Genomic DNA, 21411 nt, shown 5'->3' on the forward strand with positions numbered 1-21411 from the left:
TCCTCTATTAACTAAATTCGGAATACAAACCTAAGGCATAAACCCTTGTTTATTCCAGGCATCAAATATGCCGTGGGGATGTATCTAATTTACTGAAGCAAACAAATGGTATGACACATTATTGCACTACTTGGGTGCTTAATTACCCCTGTAAAAGCAGGAAATAAGCTAATTTGCACCAAAGTAGTGCTAATTAAGCAGCTGAAATATCATGGATTTCATAGCCTAAGGCCTCAGTCCCAGAACGAAGGGCAATCCATGCGCTATTTAAAAGATCCGCATTCCCCTTAATTCCAAGCTCAATGTGGCGCTCAGCATAAACACCCTCTTTCGCAGGATCACCAACAGACGGAAGACTGAAGACCTTAACCCCAGGATAAGCAGACTCAATGCGCTCCATCAGGGGTGTTAAGACAGACTCAATGCCTTTAGGTACGATAAAACTTTGCTCAGCCCAGTTTTCTTGATGAAATAAATTCTTGTAGTGGGTATCAAGACACCAGGCCATCATGGGCGCAGCCATTACTGGGAAGCCGGGTACAAAGTGAAGTTCCTTAATTCGAAAACCAGGGATCTGGTTATAAGGGTTAGGAATAATTTCACTTCCAATAGGAAACTCTCCCATCTTGAAGCGATGTTGGTTTTCAGGGGTGTTGAGATCAGCCTTGATGGGATCTCCCTCAGCCATAGATTGGATGCGCCCTGCTATTAACTCCCGAGCAGTCGGATGGAGCTCTAAGGTAGTGCCCAGCGCTAATGCGGCACATTGACGAGTATGGTCATCAGGAGTAGCACCAATACCGCCCGTGCTAAACACAACATCTCCACTAGCAAAGCCATCAACTAGCGTTGCAGTAATCTGATCGGGATTATCAGCAACATACCTTACCCAAGACAGACTCAGACCTCGTTCATTCAAAAGCTCAATAAGCGTATTCATATGCTTATCTTGACGGCGACCTGACAATATTTCATCGCCAATCACAATTAAACCGAAACGCCGATTCAATAACTCTGGCACATCAATAGCTACATTCTTTACTTGATCAACCATGGTAAGGTAACTCCATATCAATAACGCGAGCCTCGATATTAAGGGATTTCTCTAGCTCTTCTTCACGCAAATCCTTTAGGGCATCCAATAAAAAATGGGTAAACCACAAGGCGGCAAATACAAATATTAAAGAGTAAACCCAGAGAGCCACAAAGCTCACAATCGGAAACAATACGAGGGCCAAAGCTGAAGTAGCCCAGAAAAAAGTAGGTACGGCACCAAGTAATCCGGATACAACACCCATGGCTAGCAATGACCACTTATACCTTTGCAGCAAAATATCACGTTCTTCAGTGCTCGCGTGCTCGGCAAGAACATCGTAGGACATTAAGCGCATTGTTAACCAGCCCCATAGCAGTGGGGGGAGAACCGCTACAAGTGGAGGTAGCCACCAAACTGGCAAAGTCAGCATCACCAGAACCAAGCAAATCAATGCCGACCAAATTGTATAAATCAAGCTACCGAATAATCCGCCGCCCTTTTTCTTTTGCAGATCTTTGTACATGTGCTGACGCGCAACACTACGAACAATTGCTGGAACTGTAGTAAAGGCAATAAAAACCAACAGGCTTATAGAGATCAATGGAATTAAGAGCATGACGAAAAATAGTGGTGCTATCCACGCTCTGGCGTTTTCAAAACCAACCCAAATCAAACCTTCCTGAATCCAACTTGTAAAGATAGAGGTTGTTAAGAAGCTGCTGAGCATCTCTAGCGCTGGCGTCCAAGTTAACCAAATAAGACACCCCCACAAAATCGACACAATCAGAAAAGGGCGTAGGCTCAACCACAACATCCTAGGATGCATGGCACCGATCATTGCCAAGCCAAATGACTTAAAAACCTGTTGCATGCTGTCCATATTTTCTTATTTACGCCCTAACAAACAAATACGATTACTTCTTCGAAAGTAATTCCCGAAAGGAGTGCCTCAAACCTTGCCACTGCTGCACCAATACATTATTAGAAACAGATAAATTCCTGACGCCTGTTGGATACACATCACGAGGGAAGATTGCCGTATTAAAAATCATATCCCACCAGGGGAACAATACGCCGAAGTTGCAACCCCCCAAGACTCCAGGCCTATCCTTAGCTTCATAGCCATATCCAATCGCATGATGCATGCGGTGATACATAGGGGAAATTAACAGATACTTAAACGAACCTAGATGCACCCTAATATTGGCATGCTGCCAACTCTGTATAAATTGACTCAATACAACCAATAAAATAAATTGGGTGGGTGATACACCAAACAGCAAAGCAAAAAATGCAAAAACTACCGCATGCATGATGTCATCCAAAATATGATTGCGATCATCAGACCATGCGGTCATGACTGTTTGACTGTGATGAAGGGCGTGGAGCTGCCACCACCAATGTATACGATGCGATGCGCGATGGTAAAGGTACTCAATAAAATCCAGCAAGACAAAATAGATACAGAAGCTAACTAACGGAATCGCTGTAAATGGAGGCCACCAGGACTCGACGTTCAATCTTGCAAATCGGAAGTCATGTAATACCGCATCAATATCAAAAAAGAAGCCAGATAGCAAGATAAAAAACAGTCCATGAAATAAACCCAAGCGATGGAATAATGTATAGACAACATCGGCTCTACTTGAGCGTGCGAATCGTTCTTGGGGTTCGGCTGGAGCCAACCTCTCCCAGGTACGCAATACGGTCAAAATCAAAAAAACTTGAATGCAGCCAAACAAAAACCAATCAATGCCATCAAATACATCTTCAGCCCAGGCCATTAAATTGAACTGGTACAAGATAGGAGCAGCTATATTGGCAAAAATGAATTCTTGAGCGCTTGCATACGCCGCAGAAATCATTGAGAGGACGGAACTATTTTCCATGTCTCTAATTGTGACTTATTTCATTGATTTTGGTAGCGTAGCAAAACAAAAACCACGATTTTTAAGGTTAATAATCAATTGCTCCAAAACCGCTGGAGCCCAAGGGTCTTTTCTTGACCAAATCCCAAGGTGCGCCATCGTAATATCACCATCCCTTAAACCCTGACTAGCCCGCTCTAATAACAATGGATTGGGATGCGTTTGGGAATTAAGTTCATCACCCAAAAAACCCGCAGGACTCCAGCCAATATGTTGATAGCCGCAATGCTCACCCATTTGAATTAAGCGGGGTGATGTTTTGCCACCTGGGGCACGCCAAATTTTTTCCAAATTAGACCCGGTCAGCTCCTTGAATCGCTCATCAACCCTTCTAATTTCACGACAGTAGTTGGACTCGCTATAAGACTTACTTACCCCCGCCTTAGGGCCGAACTGAGGTTTAGCAATCACCTCCCCTAAAGCGCCATCTTTAATAAAGTAAAGATGATCAAAGGTGTGACTTCCAAAGTGATGCCCCTCTTTCACCCTTTCCTGCCAATAGGTCTTCCAGAAATCATCCAAGGAAAAGTTGCCTTGACTTGTTTTTTCATTCGCCAGAAAAAAGGTGGCTTTAACGTTTTGACGATTAAGAATATCTGCTACCGTTTGGGCTACCGACATATTGCCGGTGTCAAACGTAAGGTAAACGGTTTTTTTACACTGAACTTCTTGTGCTGGTGAGCTTGAGGAGAAAATGCCTAAGATAGTAAGCGCCAATAGCCCGGCAATCTTCATCCTCAAGCACATGAGCGCCCTTATTCCCAGCCAGCTCTAGGCGTAAAAAATACACCGTGAGGAGACTTGCCAACTGGAATCACGGTTTGCAACTTCATCGAAGGGATATCGATGACCCCCACCTTTTTTGAGAAACGAAATGTCACCCACAATGTTTTTCCATCTGGCGTAATCTCCATATCATCGGGACCCGCAGGCAAGCCGGTAATATCACCAACTTTTTCCAAAGTTTGCATATTGATTAAGCTAATCGTTGAAGCAATGCGATTACTCAAAAACACATGTTTTTTATCACCCAAGGGGCGGAAATTATGAGCGCCTTTGCCGGTGTATATACGTTTAACCTCTTTACGGTTCTTCCAGTCAATCACCTGAACATTATCTTCACCAGTAATCCCGATCAATAGATATTGATCACCTGGAGTCATCCATACGCCAGCAGGAACCTTACCTGTAGGCATTTTCCAAATGACAGTCTGAGTATCTAAGTCGATTGCGGCTAACTCATTTGAATCTTGCAGGGTAATGAAAGCGATCTTGCTATCAGCAGTAAACGCTACGTGACTCGGCGTTTTACCCAATTTGATTGACTTAGCCAACTTCAAATCCGCGCCTTGTGCGTGATACACATCAACCCGATCTAAACGATTACCGTTTGCTATAAACCACTTGTAATTTGGAGAGTAGCCAATTTGATAAGGGTCGATAATATTGGGAATCTTGCCAGTGATCTCGCCGCTTGTAGGATTCATCAGATCCACATCATTGCCGGCAGCATTGGCAATTAATAATGTCTTTTGATCTGGAGTGATCATTAAATGATGAGGCTCTTTTCCAACTGGAACCGTCTTAATCACCTTGCGTGATGGCATATCAATTAAGCTTACGGTCGCCTCACCGGAATTCAGAATTACCGCCAGCTTTGGTTCCTTGGGGTCTGCCACAGAACCACTCTGAGCCAGAGCGGTATATTGACAGCCAATATAGGAAAATATGGCAAAAGCAAAAACTTTGCCAAATCTTGATTTACTTATAAATGTACGCATAAGGCATATTGTAAGCAAAGAGACCTAAGTCCAAACGGGCAAATTTGACCTAGCGCAAGCTAGCAAGGATCTTTTCTAGTCGCTTAAGGGACATTGGGGTAGGCGTTTTAAGCTCTTGGGCATATAAAGCTACTCTTAACTCTTCTAGTTGCCAACGAAAATCAATGAGCGCCTGATCCTCAGCCAAGGCGTATGATGCCGACCCCCTACTGCCCTGAAGCATTTTTTGCCAAGGGCGGGCTACAGACTCCCAATCTTTTTGGCACTGAGCATCTCTCGCGGGATTGGTTCGAAGTTTATCTATCCGCAACATAATCGCCTTAAGATACCGGGGCAAATGAACTAACTGCGCATAAGGAATCTCCGACACAAACTTGGCAAAAATGAGAGCCTGGAGTTGCGACTGAATATCGGCATACGCACTAGGTGATGCTGCTTTTGCTTGGGCTAATTTTTTAAGTACGTCAGCATTTGCCTGTAATGCAGCTAAGGCATGCTTGGATATCTCTTGGGCAATGAGCGCCAATCTGGGTTTGCCAGTATGAAGTCGTTCAGCAAACTGATTGGAATTGATTGGAAGCGGATCATTCATAAATGCACGCTCTAATGCCAAATTCAGAATTTGCTCTATCAACGCCTCAACTGAGCCCACATTAATAAACAATAAACCAAGCTCACGAATTCCAGGAAGTTGCTTTTGCAATGACTTAAGCGTGTCTTTATTAGATAGCGCGAATAAACGACGCAAGCCAAGCCAATGAATTTTTCTAGCCTCGACTAAATCATCAAACACCTCAAGGTCACATGCATCCATCCGATCTACAAGGGCAGGATAACCAAATAAAGTGCGATTACCTTTTTGAATTTCAAGGGTCTCTGGTAGCTCGCCAAAATCCCAACTCCGATACCCCCCCTGCTCTACCGATCTCGCATCCTGCAGGAGATTGCTTGACCGGGATGTTGGACTTGATGAAGATATGGGCGCCTCCACCCCAAGCTCTTCATGAGCAGCCTGCTGAGCGATCGCCTGAAATGCGGTTCTAGCGGTTTGACCATACTCCGAGCGAAGACGAGCAAGATTGCGCTCCAATTCCAACTGACGGCCGTGTTCATCAACTAAACGAAAATTCATTGAGGAGTGAATTGGCAATAACTCTGGTCTAAAGTCAGTTCGCTTGATTTCCAAACCACGCTCCTTGCGAATATCCGCAATGAGCTTATCCAAGAAATCACCAGCACCGAATTTCTTTTCTTCCAGAATGCGCTCTAAAAAAGACTTTGCATATTCTGGTAATGGAACACAGTGACGACGTAATTTCTGTGGAAGAGATTTGAGCAATAAGAGAATCTTCTCTTCACACATACCCGGCACCAACCATTCACACCGTCGACCATCCACTTGATTAAGAAGCGTTAATGGAACAACTAGGGTCACTCCGTCTTTAGGGCTGCCTGGCTCAAAGTGATAAGTCAAACTCAGATCCATTCCACCGACAGTCATTTTTTTAGGGTAACGATCTACAGTGATACCGGCAGCCTCATGACGCATAAGATCAGCTTTTGATAGTCTTAATTGAGTATCAGGACTCTCTTGATCCCCGGCATTCTTATCGGTAGAGCGCTTTAGCCAAGATTTCATACTCTCTCGACTCAGAACATCCTTTGGAATACGCGCATCATAGAAGGCAAACAAGAGCTCATCATCCACCAAGACATCAGGCCTACGTGAACGGTGCTCTAGCGCCTCAATTTCTTTAATCAGTCGACGGTTATGCCAGAAAAAATCGAAGGAACCCGGGTATTTTTTTCTGGCATCCGCCTCCGTTTCTCGAATCAATGCGGGTGTATCCATACGTCCAAACATTTCTTCTTGAACTAAGGCTTGCTTAATAAATAGCTCTCGTGCCTCTACTGGGTTGTGTGATTCGTAACGGACACGACGTCCATGATAAATAGGTAAGCCATATAAAGTGCCCCTCTCAAATGCCATCACTTCACCCTGACGGGCATCCCAAAAAGGATCGCTTAATGATTTGATTAAACGATGAGCAGCAACTCGCTCAACCCATTGTGGCTCAATCTTTGCGATCGTACGGGCATACATGCGATTGGTTTCTTGTAATTCGCCAGCCAATATCCAGGCACCCGCCTTTTTACCAATCGTCGATCCGGGCCAAATAAATGGTCGAATACCACGTGCACCAATATATCCGCCAGTCTTACTACCACGCTCTTGAGATTTTTCATCCTCTTCTTTTTTGGCAACATAACCGAGCAGGCCAGTAAGTAGTGATACATGAATCTGTTCATAAGTTGCCGCAGAGGCATTCTCTTTCCAGCCTTTTTCTCCCAGCATGGTGTGGAGCTGACCATGAACATCTCGCCATTCACGCAAACGTCGTGGCGATAAAAATTTACTGCGACACAGATTTTCTAATTGTCGATTGCTATGCTTATGTTGCAAAGCATCCTGATACCAATCCCAGAGTTTTACAAAGCTCAGGAACTCCGAACGCTCATCAGCAAATTGCAAGTGAGCCTGATCGGCTGCCCCAGTCTGATCCATAGGTCTTTCCCGTGGATCTTGCGTTGCCAAGGCAGAAGCAATGATAGTCACTTCTCGTAAAGCATTTTGCTCTTTTGCGGCTAAAAGCATACGGCCGATACGCGGATCTAAGGGAAGGTCTGCTAATTGCCTACCAATAGGAGTGAGCTTGAAGCTGTTGTTCAAATCTTTGCTATCACCTCCAGAAGTCTCACCATTAGTAATGGCACCCAGTTCATCTAAAAGCTGCACACCATCGGCAATTGCCCTACCGAGCGGCTTATCAATGAAGGGAAACTCTTGAATCTTCGGCAAGCGCAATGCACTCATACGCAATAGAACCGCGGCTAAAGAGCTGCGCAAGATTTCGGGGTCTGTAAACTTGGGACGTCCGAGATAATCTTGTTCGCTATAAAGACGAATACAAATTCCGTCAGAGACTCGACCGCAACGACCCGCCCGCTGATTTGCAGCCGCTTGTGAGATAGGCTCAATCTGCAACTGCTCAACCTTATTGCGATACGAATAACGCTTTACTCTAGCCAACCCACTATCGATTACATAACGAATATTGGGAACCGTTAATGAAGTTTCGGCAACGTTAGTGGTGAGGATGATCCGACGGCCATTACCAGGATTAAACACACGCTCCTGTTCAGCTACTGACTGCCGAGCAAAAAGACTGAGAATTTCTGGATGAAAACGCTGCTGAAGAATATGGTCTTTTCTGAGTGCTTCAGCGCAGTCTCGGATCTCTCGCTCTCCCGGCAAAAATACCAAGACATCTCCCGCGCCTGACGCACCCTCCCGCCATACATCAACAATGGCTTCCGCGACCGCCTCTGGAATCTCCTTGGCCTCCTTAGACTCCTTTTTCCCATCCGGCTTAACATCAGGCTCAAGTGGCGCATAACGCTGTTCGACTGGGAATAATCTTCCGCTGACCTCGATAACTGGAGCATCTTCACCATTAATAGCAAAGTGTTCTGAGAAACGTTTGGCATCAATTGTGGCCGAAGTGATGATGAGCTTAAGGTCTGGGCGTTTTGGAAGCAATTGCCTGAGATAGCCCAGCAAAAAGTCAATATTTAGACTACGCTCATGAGCCTCATCGATAATTAATGTGTCGTAGGCCTTTAGATGGGGATCGCGCTGGGTCTCGGCGAGCAATATGCCGTCAGTCATCAGTTTTATGGATGCGCCTTGACTAGTTCTATCGGCAAAACGCACTTGATAGCCAACGTCTTGACCAATCGGACTACCCAACTCCTGGGCGATACGCTTCGCTGTGGCTGTCGCCGCTATACGGCGAGGCTGAGTATGGCCAATTAAACGACCGCCATTGATAGTCCCCCTGCCAAGGTCCAAACAGATCTTAGGGAGTTGGGTGGTTTTACCTGAGCCCGTTTCACCACAAACAATCACCACCTGGTGCGATTGCAAGGCGTCCTTGATGTTCTGCCGTTGGCCCGAGACTGGCAACTCTTCTGGGAACCGAACCTCCAGACGTCGGGGGGTGTTGGAAGCAGGCACAGAGGCGCTCATTGCTTTGGGTTTTTGTTGGTTTATAGGCTCTTGCACCCTATAATTTTCTCACTATGCCAACAAATGCTCCAAACCCCGGTTCAAACGCTGAAGAATCCAGCTCCAACTTCCCCTTCGTAGGGTGGTTGCGCGATGTTGCGCCCTATATTCATAGCTTTCGCGAAAAGACCTTTGTCATCGCATTCGCTGGTGAGCTAGCCCAAGAAATTGGCCTAGAAAACCTGATTGAGGACATCGCCATGCTACATGCCATGGGGATGCGAATTGTGCTGGTTCATGGGATTCGCCCACAAATTGAGGAGCAACTCATGCTCCGCAATATTAAGAGTCAATTTGGCCAAAGTGCAATGCACAGCTATCGGATTACCGATGCTGCGGCTTTGGAGTGTGTCAAAGAGGCGGCTGGAGAATTACGGCTAGACATTGAAGCTGCATTTAGCCGGGGGCTACCCAATACTCCAATGGCTGGATCACGCATCTCGGTGATCTCAGGCAACTTCATTACCGCCATGCCAGTTGGCGTAGTTGAGGGTACCGATTACATCCATACTGGCTTGGTTCGTAAAGTTGACTCCACGTCGATCAAACTATCTTTAGACAGTAATAAGATTGTGCTACTTTCCCCCTTGGGATTTTCGCCTACAGGCCAAGCATTCAATCTAGCCTTTGAGGATGTGGCTGCCTCAACTGCGGCCGCTCTAAAAGCTGATAAGTTAATCTTCTTAAGCCCTTACGAAGGACTGAAAGATAGCGAAGGTGACTACATTACTGAGCTGTCTATGCCACAACTACAGGAATACATCTCTCAACACCAAGAGCTGGATCTGGGGATGAAGAGTTTGTTAAACATTTCTGGAAGAGCCATTCGTGCTGGCGTGAGTCGTGTGCACTTCTTGCCATGTAATCAAGATGGCGCCCTACTAGAGGAACTCTTCACCCACGATGGTATCGGCATGATGCTCGCCTCTTCCGATATTGAAAATCTTCGGGAAGCTAATCAAGATGATGTGGGTGGCATCTTGCAACTTACCAGCCCATTGGAAGAGGAAGGTATTTTGGCGGCGCGCGGACAAGATGTCATCGAGCGCGATATTCACCGCTTCTCTGTCATTGAGCACGATAGAGTTCTCTTTGGTTGCGCGGCACTTTTTCCATTCCCAAATGGCGTTGGAGAGTTAGCCTGTCTTGCAGTTGATCCCGATGTTCAGGGTTCTGGAGACGGTGAACGCCTTCTTAAACGCATCGAAATGCGAGCCAAACGTGAAGGCATTAAAAAACTGTTTGTACTCACCACACGGACAGAGCATTGGTTTTTGAAGCGAGGCTTTAAACGCGCAACCGTGGATGACCTACCTGAAGAAAGAAAGCAAATCTACAACTGGGATCGCAAGTCTATGGTACTTACCAAAGACCTTTAATTCCAAATGAATTAGTATTTGCTCTTGCAACAAATTTGATTTGAAAGGCATTACAGATGGCACGCATGGTTCAATGTATCAAACTCAACAAAGAGGCTGAAGGTATGGACTTCGCTCCACTACCTGGTGAGCTTGGTAAAAAGATTTGGAATCAAGTTTCTAAAGAGGCTTGGGCAGCTTGGTTAAAGCAACAAACCATGCTGATTAATGAAAACCGACTCAATATGGCGGATCCTCGCGCTCGCCAGTACCTCCTCAAGCAAGTCGAAAAGTACTTCTTTGAAGGTGGTGCTGATATGGCTCAAGGGTACGTACCACCCGCAGAATAAATATTTTCGCCCGCCTCTTGACGACTCTTATTAAGAGGCATAGGATGAAACTGTAGCCTCCTAGATCTCGTGGTTGGCTACATTGGCGAAAGCCGATACTGATAAGCATATCTGTGTGCTTATTGGGCACTAGGAACTCAATCTCTTCCTTTTGCCCTCGCCATGATAGACATGGCAAACAAACCCGATGGGGCTACCCCGTCGGGTTTTTTAATTAAAAGCTAATGCGACTGACCCCAGATGCATTGCTCACTAGCAAAATATCCGCCTTTTCTTTTGCAAATAATCCAACTGTAATCACGCCTGCAATTTGATTGATCTGGGATTCCAAGGCCAAAGGGTTGGCAATCTTCAGACCAGAGACATCCAAGATCCAGCCGCCGTTATCCGTCACAAATGGCTGACTTTGAGTTTGACCGAGATCCGCCCTTACTTCTTTCGCTAAACGTAAGGTCACATGACCCCCTAACTTCTCAAGTTCTTTTGTCACTACGCCCTTTGATAAGGGAATAATTTCTACGGGTAAAGCAAAATTACCCAGCATAGGAACCTGCTTTGAGGCATCACAAATACAAATGAAACATTGCGCCATCGAGGCAATAATCTTTTCACGAGTCAAGGCGCCACCGCCGCCCTTAATCATGTGGCCAGCAGGATCAATTTCATCAGCTCCATCCACATAGGCAGGAAAAATACCTACATCATTTGGGTCTAGAACCTTAAAACCGTGCTTGAGCAAACGCTCAGTAGTAGCGTTAGAACTTGATACTGCTCCAGCAAAATGATCCTTATGGGGAGCCAAGGCATCAATAAAGCAATTGGCCGTGGAACCCGTACCAACGCCTAGCACCTGGCCGGCAGGCAACTTTAAGACCTCATCCCTAGCAGCCTCTCCTACCAATTGTTTTAGTTGATCTTGATTCATGCCTATTGCCTTCATTGTTCTGGAATACGGAAATTTATCCATCTATCATATGATATTCAGAATAATCCATAATTAATCCCGACTGAGCACAGACGATTCCTATGACCTCAAGCACTTCCGCATTAAGCCAACTCAAAAAATTCACTATCGTTGTTGCCGATACCGGCGACTTTGAGCGTATGCGGGAATTCCAGCCCCAAGATGCCACCACCAATCCATCCCTCATCCTGAAAGCTGCGCAGCAGGCTAATTATCAAAATTTAGTTCATCAGGTCAAAACAGCCCACTTTGGCATGAAGCCAGTCGATTTGGTAGATTACATCCTAGTAGCCTTTGGTTTAGAAATTTTGAAGATCGTACCGGGGCGAGTATCCACCGAGGTTGATGCACGACTCTCATTTGACACTCAAGCGACAGTTCATAAGGCCAAACATCTAATCTCTCTATACGAATCACATGGAATAGATCGTAAACGCGTGCTGATTAAACTGGCTGCTACATGGGAAGGAATTCAAGCCGCCAAAATATTAGAGTCCGAGGGCATTCATTGCAATATGACCCTGATATTTTCACTGGTCCAAGCCGCTGCCTGTGGCGCCGTCAATGCAAAGTTAATTTCTCCATTCGTGGGTCGTATTACAGATTGGTACAAGGCTAAACTTGGTGTTGAATGGAGTGATGCACGTCATGGCGGCCCAAATGACCCTGGAGTGACTTCCGTCAAACGCATTTTTCACTACTACAAGCGCTTTGGTATTTCCACGGAAATTATGGGTGCAAGTTTTCGCAATACCAATCAAATATTGGAGCTGGCTGGCTGTGACTTGCTCACAATTAGCCCAGAGCTGCTAGGCGAACTACAAGCTAGCCACGCAAGCGTCGAGCTCAAACTCAACCCAGGTAATGCTGCAAGGGCCTTAGAGAATGAAAATATCTCTCAACTAAAACTAGATGAATCACACTTTAGACTGCAGCTAAACAATGATCCAATGGCCACCGAAAAGTTAGCCGAGGGGATTCGCAACTTCTGCATTGACACCGAGAAACTAGAAAACTTACTGACACACTAAGCCGGCAAAGAGGTACCGATATGATCATTCATTGTCCACATTGCTCCAAAGGAAACCGCGTTCCAGCGGAAAAACTCAACCAGACACCAATCTGTGGGGCTTGCAAAAAAGATCTTCTCTCTTTACCAATCAATGCGACGACATCCAATTTCAGCGAACTGATTGCTCAAACAGTGTTACCTGTCATCGTAGATTTTTGGGCACCTTGGTGTGGCCCTTGCAAAATGTTTGCGCCAACTTTTCAAGCTAGCGCCGTAAAGTACGCCAATAAGGTCTTATTTATAAAGGTAGATACAGAGTCTGAGCAATCATTAGGAGCACAATTTAATATTCGCTCTATACCCACGCTTGCAGGATTTAAACAAGGTAAAGAAATTCACCGCGTGAGCGGCGCTCTACCGCCTGCCCAACTCGAACAATTTATTAATCAGCTTGCCAGCTAATGCGCTTATTTTTTGGCTGTATTAATGCCTAGCAAGCTATAGGCCGGACAATTACCAATCAGCCCGGTAACAAAGGGGATGACACCAATCCAAGCCCAAGCGCCAGTAATGCCGAAGCCAGCTAAGCCCATGAGGGTAACACCCACAGTCATACGTAGCACGCGATCAGTATGTCCAATGTTGCATTTCATATCAAGCTCCAAAAGTAAGGGCCAAAAGCCAAGCGAAATCTAATTTTGAGATTTAGCCAAACGTTGTCTTAAGGCCTCATACAAGCATACGCCACTAGCAACAGATACGTTTAAACTTTCAACCACACCTTGCATCGGAATGCGGACCAACTCGTCACATGTCTCGCGAGTGAGGCGACGCATACCCTCTCCTTCAGCACCCATGACAATGCCAATTGGGCCAGTCAGATCAATGTCATAAATAGATTTTTGAGCTTCATCATCTGTGCCAATCAACCAAACACCAGCCTCTTGCATCTCTTTCATACTGCGTACTAAATTAGTAACTGTGATCACGGGCATCACCTCTGATGCTCCACTAGACACCTTGCTAACGGTTGCGTTGATAGAGGCAGAGCGATCTTTGGGGATCACTACCGCATCAACACCAGCCCCATCAGCCACTCGCAAACAGGCGCCAAAATTATGCGGATCGGTCACGCCATCTAGGACTAAAAACATGACCTGGGTTTGATTGCTTTCTGCATCCTCGACTACCTCTGTAATTGTCCGAGCAACAGTTAACTTTTCAGCCAAGGCAACAACACCTTGATGACGGTCATGCCCCGCCAACTTATGCAGACGCTCAGCATCAGCAGCGTGCAATCTCTCTCCCAGCGCCTCTTCGGCTTGCTTCAAAAAATCACCCATCCGGCGATCACGTCGACTAGGATCGAAGTAGACTGATTTGAGGCTTGCGGGATCTACCCTTAAGCGAGCCTGTACCGCATGAAATCCTACCAATATTTGCTTCATTTACATTATCTCGATCTAGCGTTTCTTATTTACGACGTGATTTAGTGCCACGAACCGGAGGCTTAGTCCCTGCCGGCTTTCCAACGGATCTTACTGGCTTGCTGGAACTGGCGACCCTACTTGCCGATCGACCCGCCTTGTTTTTAGATTGGTTGGCCCCTAAGTTGCCAGCCGACTTTGCTGCATTGACATTAATGCCGGCATGTTTTTGAGGCTCCTTACTTCCGGGGCGACCCTTCTTAGAAGCAGCCTTCTTATTTGGGCGACCAGTATCACTAGCCAAGATGATTTGACGGCGATTAGTGGTGCCGCCTGGCTCCAAACCAACAGACTTAACCAAACTAAATTCAATTTTGCGAGCATCCAGATCCACGCGACTCACCAATACATGCACGCGATCCCCTAAGCGATAACGAATGCCTGTTCGCTCACCACGAAGTTCTTGACGAGCCTCATCGTATTGGAAGTAATCCCCACCAAGCTCGGTAACGTGAATCATTCCCTCAACAAAGAGGTTTTCTAACTGAACAAATAATCCAAAAGTTGCTACTCCAGTAACGGTACCAGCGTATTCCTGTCCCAAGTGATCACGCATGTAATAGCACTTTAACCAAGCCTCTACATCGCGAGATGCCTCATCAGCACGTCGCTCATTCGATGAGCAATGCACTCCCAATTGCCCCCAGATAGGCAGAGCTGCATTGGCACCTTTGGGCAGCTTTGGCAAGCGAGCGCCTTTGGCACTAGCATCCTTGGCATCTTGGTGTGATTTTTTGGCATTAACCGCATTCTCACGACCCTTACCCTTGCGAGGTAAAGTTAAGTTCAAGGGGACCTTTGGCGGCAATACTGGCGTGTATGGCTTCTTGGCCAGAATTGCCTTAATCACACGATGAGTCAGAAGATCTGGGTACCTACGAATTGGACTAGTGAAATGAGAGTACGCAGGATAGGCCAAACCAAAGTGACCTTCATTGTCTGGCTGATACATTGCCTGCTGCATAGCCCTTAAGACCACGGACTGGAGCATATTGGCATCAGGTCGGTCTTTGATTTCACGCATCAACTTAGCAAAGTCTTTTGGTTTTGGTTTCTCGCCGCCACCTAAAGATAAACCCGAGGTACGCAATACTTGACGCAAGGTCACCAACTTCTCTTCAGAAGGTTCGCCATGAACGCGATACAGGCTGAGATGTTTATTTTTATCAATGAAATCAGCCGCACAAACGTTAGCCGTCAACATACATTCTTCAATTAAGCGATGCGCATCATTTCGAATACGGGGCTCGATTCTTAAAATCTTGCCAAGCTCATTGCTAATGATTTGAGTCTCAGTAGTTTCAAACTCAATCGCGCCACGTTTTTGACGGGCATCTAACAAAATTTTGTATAGAGAGTATAGGTTTGTTAGTAAAGGCCTAAACTCTGAAAAACGCGTGGCTTCAGGGCCCTTGCTGTTAGAAAGAATCTCCCAAACTGTATCGTAGGTGAAACGTTGAGCGGAATGCATAACTGCTGGATAGAACTGGTAAGCCAGCACCACACCATTGTTATCAACCACAGAATCGCATACCATGCAGAGGCGATCAACTCCGGGATTTAAAGAACAAAGACCATTGGAGATTTTCTCCGGGAGCATTGGAATTACTCGCCTTGGAAAATAGACTGAAGTCGCACGCAGCAAACCTTCATCATCCAATGGCTGCCCCGGTTTTACATAGTGGGAAACGTCGGCAATGGCTACAATAAGACGCCAAGCCTTGCTCTTGCCGTACATGACCGGCTCACAATAGACGGCATCATCAAAATCGCGCGCATCTGCACCATCAATAGTGACTAGCGGCACATCACGTAAATCAACACGTCCCTCTAAGTCAGCTTGCTGCACAGTATCAGGCAATGCGTCCGCTTCCTTTTTGACAGCAGCTGAAAACTCATGTGGCACGCCATACTTACGCACAGCAATTTCAATTTCCATACCTGGATCATCAATCTCACCAAGTACTTCAACAACACGACCCACTGCCTGGCGATAGCTATCGGGATAATCAATGATCTCTACACTAACAACCTGCCCTAACTTTGCACTTCCCTGACCCTTAGGTGGAATCAGAATATCGTGACCAATCCGCTTATCTTCGGGCGCAACAATTAAAACACCATTCTCATTCAGGAGTCGACCAATGACTACTTTATTAGCATGCAAAACAACGTCAACAATTTGACCTTCTGGGCGACCACGTCGATCCGTGCCCAATACTCTGACATTCACTCTATCGCCATGCATAACGCGAGACATTTCTCTCTCAGAGAGAAAAATATCTTCACCGCCATCATCGGGGATGACAAATCCAAATCCATCTCGATGACCTTGGACTGTACCTAGACGGTCAGCCTCTCGTGGCACCAAGTTTTTTGCTTTACGCATTTAATTCCTTCGGCAATACATGCCTTATATATCTATGATTATTCTTAATTAGGCTACTGTATCAAACCACTAGGTTAGAAGGGGAAAAGCCGAACTGGAGTTAGAAAAGAAGCCAAAAGGCACATACCTTTATAATAACGGTATGCCCAGGTGGCGAAATTGGTAGACGCACCAGCTTCAGGTGCTGGCGATCGTAAGGTTGTGGGGGTTCGAGTCCCTTCCTGGGCACCAAATACACCTACAAAGAACTATATGGGGGCTAGACCGCCCTTTTTCAAGAGCCGGCTAGATACCCATCGTTCGATGCAAAATCTTGGGCTTCATCTCCTCCCAGAGGCTTTCAAAGTCTTCTATCTTGTCCTCGGATAGATTGAGTGGGTCAAAGAGCTTGCCAAAGAAAATGGTTTTCCTCGGCGCCAAGATCTGCTCAAAATCAGTCAGACCAATAGGTTTATCGTCGATGTCGCGAGTAAGTTCGGCGGAACAAACGATAGCTTGATCATCATCTCGATCAATCACAGCGAACTCAATAAGTTGCTGTGATTTTTCCAGAATCACCAATGTACCCCTGGCATAGCAAACCGCTTCATGTTCTTGGACTATAAAAGCAAGAAACTGATTCTCCTCATCCGTCTCCATTGCTAAATCATCCACAAAGAATAGATACTGATCGCCCTCACCGTTAACCAGGGTGAAGACTTTTGGTATCACGCCATGCCCCAAAGCAAGATTTCGATAGTAAGACGCGATTTCAACTGCGAGATTTTCGGAAAAAAGATGCATGAGAGGTAAATAGATTAAAGATTATTCGGTACGAGTCTTAATCGACTCAATAATTTTTAGAAAAGGTTCAGGCTCAATCGCGCTCTGGCCCTTAAAAGGTTGATCGGTAATGACCAATAAAGAAATGAGAGCGCCTAACGTAACAGGCAGAATTTTCAAACCCATAAAAAATGAATCAGATGGCAAAAACAAGGTATTAATGCCAAGTAACGCCAGCATACAGATAATAATGACAACCCAAAATAAATTCGGTAGGCGCACCGAGGAGCGCTCGATCCGGGATTCCCTGCTTTCAGCAACTTCCTCAGCTTTCTTGAGAATATCGGTATACATAGCAGTCTGCCTGTTGGTGTGTGGCTCAAGGGATAAAAGTTTTCGAGAAAGACCCCGCCAAAGCATATGAGTCTTTGGACTACCCTGACCATTCTTTAGTAGATCCCACTCGTCATAAACGATCGAATTCATGTACTCATATAACTCTTTGCGCATGGGTGCAATCGCAGGATCACCATACCGGACCAATAAGCGATCTAGATTATTAATTTGACCAGCCTCCCTAGAGACCAAGGACTGGACTTCGCGAAAATTGGTTTGCGCTTGATTTAGCAAGAAACCAATTAACAGACCACTTAATGTAATGATGGAGCCAAATAAGCTTAAACCCAATCGCGTACTGTCTTCTGTCGGAGCAAACACCGAGATAGTTTGCAAAAGCCGAGGCATTAAATCCAATAACAATACAAAGAAGATAACCAAAATAATCAATATCTGGATATTGCTCCGCTTATAAATCCAAGTAAAAAACATTTGCGCCTTTGGGGTTGCTTAATCAATTACCGATAGTATTTTTTAAGAAAGTCATCGTACGCTCCCAAGCCAGATCAGCGGCGGCGGGATTGTATTGCAATGGTGGCAAACCCCTTGTCTCCGACTTAGGGTTAGCAAAAGCATGCTTGGCATCATAGCGCTGGAAATCATATTTCACACCAGCAGCTTTTAATTTACCCTCAAGCTGGTCAACACCTGCAATTGAAAAGAAATCATCGTGCAAAGCCCAGTGAGCCAACATCGGCTTTTGAATTGCTTGGGCGTCTACATATTCCAAAGGGGGATAGCCGTACCAAACTACAGTGCCATCACATTCCGGAACAAGTCCTGCAGAAAGTACCGTCAGCGCACCACCCATACAAAAACCAGTCACGGCAACTTTAGTGCTACCAGTCGCTTTTAAATACTGAACTGCGCCACGGATATCTTGACTGGCCGCATCAGCAAAGTTGAGATCATTCATTAAGTGCTCCGCTTCATTTGCCTCAAGTGCTAACTTGCCGCGATAGAGGTCCGGCACTAAGGCGCGATATCCGGCCTTTCCCAAACGATCCGCCACATTTTTAATTTCATTATCTAGTCCCCACCACTCCTGAATCACAACTATGCCGGGGGCATTTTTTGCCTCCGCTGGTTCGACTAAATATGCATTACTAGATTTACCGTCAGGCCTTTGAAATGAAATCATCATAGTCTTCCTTTAAAAATTGATTACTTGGCAGTTGCACTTGCCTGCGTATCGTTATGAATATATCCCACCAATATAAAGGTAAGCAAGCCACAGAACACAGCTCCATAGCCAACCAAGTTGTAATGGTTTATCTTCCCGTCGGCGCCAATGGTAATTACAGCGCCCGCAACTACGGAAGCCAAACCGGATGCCAGCATTTGTACCGACCCCACTAAACTCATAAAGGTGCCACGAATTTTCGCATCAACCACCTGACTAACAATCGCCATTGCTGGAATCATCCGCCCAGAAACCAATACAAAAAATGCGGTCGTGTTAATCAACACCACCCAGAACGGAACGGGTATTAAATGTGTAGTTACTAATAATGGAATCACACTAATCATTGCAAGCGTCCTAAACATGCGAACCTTTCCGTAATGGTCTGCCATATAACCAATAATGCGAGAGGTCATTAAGGTGGCAACCCCACCACATAGGTAGATCAGGGAAATATAAGAGTTTTCAACCCCCGCATTGGAAGTGAGGTACAGAGCAATATAGGGTATGACGGAGAAACCAGTCATCATGATTAGCGCCATAAACACAAATGCCCTCATATGCTGATGGGCAGTAAAAACATTCCAGACTTGGCGAAATCGACTACCCTCCTGTGCATGTCCAAGATGTCCGGCAATCTTTGGAATATTGCGATAGCCCAAATACAAAATCACCGTTGAAGCCAGCGCAATAAAAATAAATGGCGCCCGCCATCCCAAGAATGGAATTTGCTGTGCCAAAAAAAGACTTAACGGTACGCCTGCTACCGTTGATACCGAGAATGCCGACATCACTGTACCCAAAGCCTTACCTCTGCGCTCAAAGGGAATAGAGTCAGCAACAATCGTTTGCACCAAAGATCCAAGAATTCCGCCAAAGGCACCTGCAAAGGCACGTGCAATAAACAAAGAGTGATAATCAGGCGCTAAGCCGCAAATCAGAGTTGCGATAATAAAGCAGCTATACAAGCTTAATAAGAGCGCCCTTCTCTCAAAGCGGTCCACAAAGTAGGTTGCAAAAACGCCCGCTATTGCAGCCGCAAAGGTATATGAGGAAAGCAGTAGGCCAAACTCATGCGTATTGATATTGAGCTCCCGAATAAAGTCAGGGCCCAAGGGCATCATAATCATGAAATCCAAGATATGGGTAAACTGAATTCCGGCCAAGGAGAATAAGAAGAATTGCTCTTTTTGCTTTCCTCCAGGCATGTATTTCTCTGTCACTGTTTTCTTTACTTGGTGTTGGGTATATGCCATTATCAACCCTGAGGGTCAATTCAGCTTGATCTTGACCTCAAACCCTATCCCCACATGAACTTCACCATTCTTGAACTCCCCTACCTAGTCTTGCTATACAACATTGCCCTTGGCATCCTTGGCCTGATCGCCATTTTATTTTTTCATGGAAGTGCTATTAACCATGTTCTAACGAGATTTAAAAGATTAACAAAGGCAAACTTGGCATTGGCGCAGTACAACCGAGTCTTCTTTCATTTCTACCTTGCATTTGTTTACATCGCCCTCATTCATATTGTTGAAATATTAATGTGGGCTTTCTTCATCCTGCGGATGGATCTCATTGAAAAACCAGTGGATGCGATTCTTTTTTCAGGAAGCTGCTATACGACCGTTGGCTTTATATCTGACGTGCTCCCAGATGGCTGGAAAAGCCTCGCATTCTTTATTGCTTTTACTGGTCTTTTTTGCCTGGCCTGGACTACCTCAATCATGATAGGAATGACCAACACCTATCAAAACGCCTGGGACCAGAAATATCACACTGGCGAAGGTGAAATTTAAATAATTTGCTGCACCCCAACATTTTTTGGGGAAATGGGAGTATCATTAGGGTTAACCCTTAAGGAGCTTACCATGGCACATGCAAACTCAGCACAATTTACAGAAGCACCAGTATTTAGTTTTAAGCCTTTAATGGCATTGCGTAATTACATCCTATTGTTGGCTAGCGCATTTAGCGAAGCCAAGATTTTGGAGCAAAAATCACGTAAAAATAGCGGAAATTGGTAATTTTTAGCAAATTTGAGCTTTTTTTAGCCAACTTTGGCTATTTAATGTAAAAAGTCCCAACTTGTTTGGGACTTTTTACATTTGAGCCCCTAAATGAACTATCGCCGGATGTAATAGCCATAAACACAGCGATTTCCACCTCTAGATGGGTTGTGGGTATCTTGAATAACCCCATCAATAATTGCGCTTAAGTGTTTGGAAACCTTGACAATTAGCGTACCAATAGGCAACTCGTCCGGCCGAAGATGTACTTGGCAACCTGCACCAACCCTCATAGTCGGAACCCACTGAAAACCATGGCTCAGGATGTAGTCATGAAAGACGTTGCGGTGATTGCCATTTCGCGGTGACACCCCTTTTGCATTGAGTCTTCTGGCTAGCTTGTCATTACGGGTATCCGCATAAGCTTCATTTGCCAACCGAAGATCCTCATACACTTGCAGATAGGGTAATTGCGCAGCAATAGCAATTGCGCGTACTACGCAATCCCCAGCCCCACCTTTAAAACCAGCCTCCGCCCTTCCACCATCATTAAAGGAGAAATCAAACTCCCGCCCCTTGAAGGATGAAGCTCTTGAAAAGGGATTCAGAAAATGCCACATCAAAAAT

The 21411-nt window shown here is 45.6% G+C and carries 21 protein-coding genes and 1 tRNA gene; 7 read left to right on the forward strand and 15 right to left on the reverse strand.

Annotated features, from left to right (window positions below):
* Window positions 1-193: 193 nt before the first annotated feature.
* From AOB49_RS05920 to hrpA, 6 genes are read right to left on the reverse strand one after another with little or no spacing between them, the layout of a single operon-like run.
* Window positions 194-1054 carry a competence/damage-inducible protein A gene (locus AOB49_RS05920; protein ID WP_062308927.1) on the reverse strand — a complete coding sequence of 287 codons (861 nt, stop codon included), beginning with the start codon at window positions 1052-1054 and terminating at the stop codon, window positions 194-196.
* On the reverse strand, window positions 1047-1907 hold the full coding sequence (locus AOB49_RS05925) for an EI24 domain-containing protein (protein WP_245640623.1): 861 nt from the start codon (window positions 1905-1907) through the stop codon (window positions 1047-1049). The genes AOB49_RS05920 and AOB49_RS05925 overlap by 8 nt, the downstream gene beginning before the upstream one ends.
* Window positions 1908-1950: 43 nt before the next feature.
* Window positions 1951-2925: a sterol desaturase family protein gene (locus AOB49_RS05930; protein ID WP_062308931.1), complete on the reverse strand. Its 975-nt coding sequence runs from the start codon at window positions 2923-2925 to the stop codon at window positions 1951-1953.
* A 15-nt stretch (window positions 2926-2940) separates the two neighbouring features.
* A complete protein-coding gene (locus tag AOB49_RS05935) occupies window positions 2941-3711 on the reverse strand; it encodes a polysaccharide deacetylase family protein (protein ID WP_062308932.1) in 771 nt (256 codons plus the stop codon).
* Between the two features lie 8 nt (window positions 3712-3719).
* Window positions 3720-4745 (reverse strand): YVTN family beta-propeller repeat protein, encoded by a 1026-nt coding sequence (locus tag AOB49_RS05940; RefSeq protein ID WP_062308934.1) that lies wholly within the window; start codon window positions 4743-4745, stop codon window positions 3720-3722.
* A 49-nt stretch (window positions 4746-4794) separates the two neighbouring features.
* Window positions 4795-8835 carry an ATP-dependent RNA helicase HrpA gene (gene hrpA, locus AOB49_RS05945; protein ID WP_082784088.1) on the reverse strand — a complete coding sequence of 1347 codons (4041 nt, stop codon included), beginning with the start codon at window positions 8833-8835 and terminating at the stop codon, window positions 4795-4797.
* Between the two features lie 53 nt (window positions 8836-8888).
* Between hrpA and argA the strand changes: the two genes are divergently transcribed.
* Both argA and AOB49_RS05955 read left to right on the forward strand, forming a co-directional pair.
* Entirely contained in the window at window positions 8889-10253 is a 1365-nt protein-coding gene (argA, locus tag AOB49_RS05950) for an amino-acid N-acetyltransferase (RefSeq protein ID WP_062308938.1), read from the forward strand.
* A 56-nt stretch (window positions 10254-10309) separates the two neighbouring features.
* Window positions 10310-10582 carry an oxidative damage protection protein gene (locus tag AOB49_RS05955; RefSeq protein ID WP_062308940.1) on the forward strand — a complete coding sequence of 91 codons (273 nt, stop codon included), beginning with the start codon at window positions 10310-10312 and terminating at the stop codon, window positions 10580-10582.
* 214 nt (window positions 10583-10796) lie between these two features.
* On the opposite strand, the gene rpiA is transcribed toward AOB49_RS05955, so the two are convergent.
* Window positions 10797-11507, reverse strand: coding sequence for a ribose-5-phosphate isomerase RpiA (gene rpiA, locus AOB49_RS05960; protein ID WP_062308942.1), 711 nt, complete (start codon window positions 11505-11507; stop codon window positions 10797-10799).
* A gap of 101 nt (window positions 11508-11608) precedes the next feature.
* Between rpiA and tal the strand changes: the two genes are divergently transcribed.
* Both tal and trxC read left to right on the forward strand, forming a co-directional pair.
* Window positions 11609-12577, forward strand: a complete 969-nt coding sequence (tal, locus tag AOB49_RS05965) for a transaldolase (RefSeq protein ID WP_062308944.1) — start codon at window positions 11609-11611, stop codon at window positions 12575-12577.
* 20 nt (window positions 12578-12597) lie between these two features.
* Window positions 12598-13020, forward strand: a complete 423-nt coding sequence (gene trxC, locus AOB49_RS05970) for a thioredoxin TrxC (protein WP_062308946.1) — start codon at window positions 12598-12600, stop codon at window positions 13018-13020.
* Window positions 13021-13025: 5 nt separating this feature from the next.
* Here trxC and AOB49_RS05975 read toward each other — a convergent pair whose 3' ends face one another.
* Genes AOB49_RS05975 through rnr form a run of 3 tightly spaced genes read right to left on the reverse strand, consistent with a single transcriptional unit; the run spans window position 13026 to window position 16434 of the window.
* Window positions 13026-13211, reverse strand: a complete 186-nt coding sequence (locus AOB49_RS05975; RefSeq protein WP_062308948.1) for a YgaP family membrane protein — start codon at window positions 13209-13211, stop codon at window positions 13026-13028.
* A gap of 39 nt (window positions 13212-13250) precedes the next feature.
* Window positions 13251-14006, reverse strand: coding sequence for a 23S rRNA (guanosine(2251)-2'-O)-methyltransferase RlmB (gene rlmB, locus AOB49_RS05980; protein ID WP_062308949.1), 756 nt, complete (start codon window positions 14004-14006; stop codon window positions 13251-13253).
* A 25-nt stretch (window positions 14007-14031) separates the two neighbouring features.
* The gene (gene rnr / locus AOB49_RS05985) at window positions 14032-16434 is read right to left on the reverse strand and encodes a ribonuclease R (RefSeq protein WP_062308951.1); all 2403 of its coding nucleotides are present in this window, start codon (window positions 16432-16434) and stop codon (window positions 14032-14034) included.
* Window positions 16435-16578: 144 nt separating this feature from the next.
* On the opposite strand from rnr, the gene AOB49_RS05990 reads away from it, so the two are divergent.
* Window positions 16579-16665: transfer RNA gene (locus AOB49_RS05990), tRNA-Leu, on the forward strand.
* A 54-nt stretch (window positions 16666-16719) separates the two neighbouring features.
* Here the strand turns inward: AOB49_RS05990 and AOB49_RS05995 are convergent.
* From AOB49_RS05995 to AOB49_RS06010, 4 genes are read right to left on the reverse strand one after another with little or no spacing between them, the layout of a single operon-like run.
* A complete protein-coding gene (locus AOB49_RS05995) occupies window positions 16720-17217 on the reverse strand; it encodes a hypothetical protein (RefSeq protein ID WP_062308953.1) in 498 nt (165 codons plus the stop codon).
* 21 nt (window positions 17218-17238) lie between these two features.
* The gene (locus AOB49_RS06000; RefSeq protein WP_062308955.1) at window positions 17239-18024 is read right to left on the reverse strand and encodes a bestrophin-like domain; all 786 of its coding nucleotides are present in this window, start codon (window positions 18022-18024) and stop codon (window positions 17239-17241) included.
* Window positions 18025-18046: 22 nt separating this feature from the next.
* A complete protein-coding gene (locus AOB49_RS06005) occupies window positions 18047-18733 on the reverse strand; it encodes a dienelactone hydrolase family protein (protein WP_062308956.1) in 687 nt (228 codons plus the stop codon).
* 23 nt (window positions 18734-18756) lie between these two features.
* Window positions 18757-20031, reverse strand: a complete 1275-nt coding sequence (locus AOB49_RS06010) for an MFS transporter (protein WP_245640624.1) — start codon at window positions 20029-20031, stop codon at window positions 18757-18759.
* 54 nt (window positions 20032-20085) lie between these two features.
* Here AOB49_RS06010 and AOB49_RS06015 point away from each other — a divergent pair, with 54 nt between their 5' ends.
* Window positions 20086-20574 carry an ion channel gene (locus tag AOB49_RS06015; RefSeq protein WP_062308959.1) on the forward strand — a complete coding sequence of 163 codons (489 nt, stop codon included), beginning with the start codon at window positions 20086-20088 and terminating at the stop codon, window positions 20572-20574.
* Between the two features lie 72 nt (window positions 20575-20646).
* Window positions 20647-20802 carry a hypothetical protein gene (locus AOB49_RS12015; protein ID WP_156471345.1) on the forward strand — a complete coding sequence of 52 codons (156 nt, stop codon included), beginning with the start codon at window positions 20647-20649 and terminating at the stop codon, window positions 20800-20802.
* Window positions 20803-20900: 98 nt separating this feature from the next.
* Here AOB49_RS12015 and AOB49_RS06020 read toward each other — a convergent pair whose 3' ends face one another.
* Window positions 20901-21404 carry a hypothetical protein gene (locus tag AOB49_RS06020; RefSeq protein WP_082784071.1) on the reverse strand — a complete coding sequence of 168 codons (504 nt, stop codon included), beginning with the start codon at window positions 21402-21404 and terminating at the stop codon, window positions 20901-20903.
* Between the last annotated feature and the right edge of the window lie 7 nt (window positions 21405-21411).

The organism is Polynucleobacter sinensis, from assembly GCF_001595985.1.
GTDB lineage: Bacteria > Pseudomonadota > Gammaproteobacteria > Burkholderiales > Burkholderiaceae > Polynucleobacter > Polynucleobacter sinensis.